Annotated in this window: 7 protein-coding genes; 3 read left to right on the top strand and 4 right to left on the bottom strand. The window is 51.3% G+C overall.

Annotation, left to right across the window (positions count from 1 at the left end):
• Positions 1–285: hypothetical protein (locus ACXWUF_RS20285; protein WP_458503371.1), on the bottom strand; the 285-nt coding region annotated here is incomplete at its 3' end.
• 24 nt (positions 286–309) lie between these two features.
• Here ACXWUF_RS20285 and ACXWUF_RS20280 point away from each other — a divergent pair.
• Together ACXWUF_RS20280 and ACXWUF_RS20275 are read left to right on the top strand one after the other, a co-directional pair.
• Entirely contained in the window at positions 310–546 is a 237-nt protein-coding gene (locus ACXWUF_RS20280) for a hypothetical protein (protein WP_458503370.1), read from the top strand.
• 466 nt (positions 547–1,012) lie between these two features.
• Entirely contained in the window at positions 1,013–1,393 is a 381-nt protein-coding gene (locus tag ACXWUF_RS20275; protein WP_458503369.1) for a hypothetical protein, read from the top strand.
• Here ACXWUF_RS20275 and ACXWUF_RS20270 read toward each other — a convergent pair.
• On the bottom strand, positions 1,390–1,611 hold the full coding sequence (locus ACXWUF_RS20270; RefSeq protein ID WP_458503368.1) for a DUF6471 domain-containing protein: 222 nt from the start codon (positions 1,609–1,611) through the stop codon (positions 1,390–1,392). The two genes, ACXWUF_RS20275 and ACXWUF_RS20270, sit on opposite strands and share 4 nt — an antisense overlap.
• Before the next feature lie 140 nt (positions 1,612–1,751).
• On the opposite strand from ACXWUF_RS20270, the gene ACXWUF_RS20265 reads away from it, so the two are divergent.
• Positions 1,752–2,747 carry an IS1595 family transposase gene (locus ACXWUF_RS20265; RefSeq protein WP_458503367.1) on the top strand — a complete coding sequence of 332 codons (996 nt, stop codon included), beginning with the start codon at positions 1,752–1,754 and terminating at the stop codon, positions 2,745–2,747.
• 4 nt (positions 2,748–2,751) lie between these two features.
• Here the strand turns inward: ACXWUF_RS20265 and ACXWUF_RS20260 are convergent, their stop codons facing one another.
• Positions 2,752–3,186, bottom strand: coding sequence for a hypothetical protein (locus ACXWUF_RS20260; RefSeq protein WP_458503366.1), 435 nt, complete (start codon positions 3,184–3,186; stop codon positions 2,752–2,754).
• Between the two features lie 125 nt (positions 3,187–3,311).
• A complete protein-coding gene (locus ACXWUF_RS20255; RefSeq protein ID WP_458503365.1) occupies positions 3,312–3,533 on the bottom strand; it encodes a hypothetical protein in 222 nt (73 codons plus the stop codon).
• Positions 3,534–3,769: the final 236 nt, after the last annotated feature.

Here is a 3,769-nt window from a genome sequence, read left to right as displayed (position 1 = left end):
CATTTCAGGCTCTCCCGAGGATTGGGGAAACAGTTGTTGCGACTGGTGACGCGCCCAACCCCAATGACAACCCTTATTATGTTGTGATTGATCTTGTCCATCATTGCGACGGATCAATCGAGCTTTTTCTAAAGAGTACAGAATCTCCGATGAAACACGATCCGAATTGGGCATCCGGCTGAATCTTTGGAAATATTCCCTATATTGTTCGGCATTATGTAGCAGCTGCACAAACGGAAAACGGGGGCGGTTGAGGTCATGGCAGGCCATCACAATGACGGCCATCAACAGATTTAAGGTGGATTAGTTATGGATGCTTTTCTGTTCGCAGCTTATGTTTTTTTGGTTGTTGTTGTGGTTCTGGCGGCTTACTCGTTTTTTGGTCGGCTGGATCGCGACTTGGCGGTTGAGGCGAGGAATCTGCGGAGAACTGCGGCGGCGCTGGTGGTCGCTGTATCTCTGCTGGGGGTAACGCTGATTTTTGAGAAGTCAGCGTATTACGATCTGGCATATCGGGTGTCTTTGATTGAGAAAGCCGATCATTAGTCCAAAACAAGAAAGAAATTACGGTGATTATTACTGAAATAATCCCAGCTATAGAGCCTGCGTTTGCCAATGGCTTTGGCTTACTTGCTTTCTCAATAGCCCTATATCTTATCTCTGAATTTATGAGCGCCTGCATCGGGAGAGACAAGCATTTATCAGGATGAGCCTCGCCAGACAATATCTCCTTAAGCTCCTTATCCGTCTTTAGGTTTATCTCGTCAACCGTAAAGCTCATAAATTCAAGCTCAGGCATTAAAATTGGCTCTGCCGCCTTAACCTCTGCGTATTCCGGTGCCTTTGGGGGCGGCTGAAATGGAAATGACTTTGGCTCCGCGCACTTCTGCGGCATCGGTATTTTTGGTTTATCTGTCATTTAACGAATGCTGACATCTGGCGGAAAACGGGGGGGTTAATGCGCTAATAATTGCTTTATCATTGGGAAGCCTGTTACCAATGGTGAAACCAAATGACTAATAACGCGCCAATTATTGATGTTTGTGAAAAAAGCTTGATTGAAGCAAACGAGTTTATAAGCTCATTCTCTGAGTTTAAGCAGGGATTCCCTATACTTTCGCGCTGTTTCCTCAAGCTCCAAAAGTTTCTCTCTCTTAACTCGAACATCAAAGGGATGCCATCTGCCACAGGAGATATAATCGTGTTTTTTGATATTCCCGAAACTTGCAAAGAATTCATCTCCGCATACCGGGCATTTGATGGTTATCCCAAGCTTATCAAAAGAATCGTCATCATCCTTTCATTGGTAGGAAAAGCATTTCCAGGGTTATCCAATTGGTTTTCGCTCATAACTTACCGTCAAAGTTGTTTGGTTATTGATCGTATGCGTTAATTCAAACGCACTTCCCGAATCCCGATAGCCTCCATGCACTGCAAGAAGAAGCTGAACGTGAACGCCCCGCGATTGATCTTGGTGTTGATGCTGTTGTAGTTCTCGTCCACGCCGATGCTTTGGAGCTTTTGGGCCAGGGTCTCGTAGTCCACGCCCTTGCGGGTGAGTTCGGCCTTGAGGATGTTCTTGGCGCTGGCCTTCCAGTCTTGGGTTTCCATGGTGTCGTCTCCTGATGGGTGAATGGATGGCCTGAGGATAGCGCGAGCGGCGCTCGGATTTCAAATGTGAAATATTTACGTTGAAATTGATGTTGAATCTGCTATCTTAATGTCAAATATGACATTAAGGAGCGTTCGACATGGCCCAACACTTCCTCCTAAGCGCCCAAGCCCGCACGCTGTCGCTCGCGCAAATTTTCACCATGTCGGACGAAATGGCCTTCGATGTCTTCAAGCAATCCCGGTGGAGCGACGGAAACCCGGTCTGTCCGTCGTGCGGCGTCATCGACAACCATTACTTCATCCGCACGCGCCAGCAATGGCGCTGCAAGGCGTGCAGGCACACGTTCTCCCTGACTTCCGGGACGATCTTCGCCCACCACAAGCTGCCGCTGAAAACCTACATCGCGGCCATCGCCATCTCCACGAACGCGGTCAAGGGCATATCGGCGCTGCAAATGGCCCGCGACCTGGACGTTCAATACAAGACGGCCTTCGTGCTGGCCCACAAGATTCGGGAATCCCTGATGGAGCAACGCGACGTGTCGCCGCTGCCCGGGAAGGTGGAGATCGACGGCGCTTACACCAACGGGCATGTCCGCCCGGAGAACCGGATAGAGGACCGGAAGGACCGCCGCCTAGCGGAGAACCAGAATCCCAACAAGCGGTGCGTCATCGTGATGCGGGAGCGGGGCGAGAAGGGCCGGGCGCTGACCTTCGTGTTGAAGAGCGAGAATCAGGGCGACATCAAGGCGCTGGCGGGCAAGTACATCTTGAAGGGAACCCAGGTGTTCGCCGACGAATGCCCGGCCTACAACCCGCTGCACGGGATGTACCCGACCTCCCGCGTGAATCATGGGATCGAGTTCAAGGCGAAGGACGGGGCGAACACCAACCAGGCCGAAAGCTTCTTTTCCCGCTTCCGCCGTATGCAGATCGGGCAGAACCACAAGTTCGGGACCATGTACTTGGCGAACTACGCGAACGAAGCGGCCTACCGGGAGAACAACCGCCGCATGAACAACGGCGCGATGTTCCGGGACATTATGAAGAAGTGCGCCGCGTCGCGGCCTTCCCGTGACTTCTGCGGATATTGGCAGGGAAACAAGCGGCGGGCGGAACGGTTAGCGGCTTGAATCGTTAAAAGTCCGCCAGTTTCCAGATACAATTCCCTTGGGTATCTTTTCCAACCATCTCCACCATTTTGTCTTTCTTCTGCCGATGCAGAATGGTGAGGATGGATGCCTGTAAATCCTTTTCACTATCTGCGCCGATACCTTTGATGGTCATAATGGATTTGGCAATCTGATGGGTGGTTATGGGGTTTTCTGATTCCCTGAGAGCGTCCAGAATCATCCGGTGCGCTTCACCGTGTTTGAAGAAGCTGTTTTTCTTCTGGTATCTCTTTGGCTTGATGGATTGGGTTCGATAGCCCGGCTCAAATAATTTAATCGTAGCGTCAAGCGTCTTTGCTTCTTCGGAAAGTCGCGCTACTTCCTTGCGGTGGTGGGCTATCAGCCCTGCTATTTCGGCCCGCTTGGCGACAAGGGCGGATATGACGTGGGTTTCGGCCATGGCTTTCTCCTGTTGGGAAAGCCATGGATTCTAGGGATTCGCGGGGTTATTGGCTTTGTGCATCTGCTACATAATGCCGGGGTTGTCGGCGTTCGGGTGGGCGGGCTTTCCCCTGAACGCAGTCGTTAGGCGGCTTCCTTCGCTCCAAGCAACTCAAGAATCCGCTTTGCTAAGTCGGCTTGATGACTATTGCTGGTGTATCTCCAATCATATTGGATTTGGACGAAGTCAAAAGGCTCCGTACCGCCCTGGTGCTGCATCTTAATGTGCGTTGTCCCCATTATGTCTTTCTCGGCCCATACGCGGGTTGGGAGAATTTCGACAAGCGTTCCGGTTTGCAATTCCATAGGTCTAACATTTTGCTCTAGCGGAAACCCCCGCCGCCTATTTTCTCGTTTGATATTAAATTCAGGGTGGGCGGGGTTTGCCCTGAATTGAATCGTTAGGCCCGTGAAAAATCGCTCTCTCGCAATTGCAGGGCAATTGTGCCGCGCCATATTGATTTGCATTGTTCGCATGTGATTTTTTGGCCTTTGGGGGCGGGAACCAAACCGCCATGGCCCACACCCGGATCATTCGCATC

The organism is Methylomagnum sp., assembly GCF_054333355.1.
This window is presented reverse-complemented; position numbering and strand designations above follow the sequence as displayed.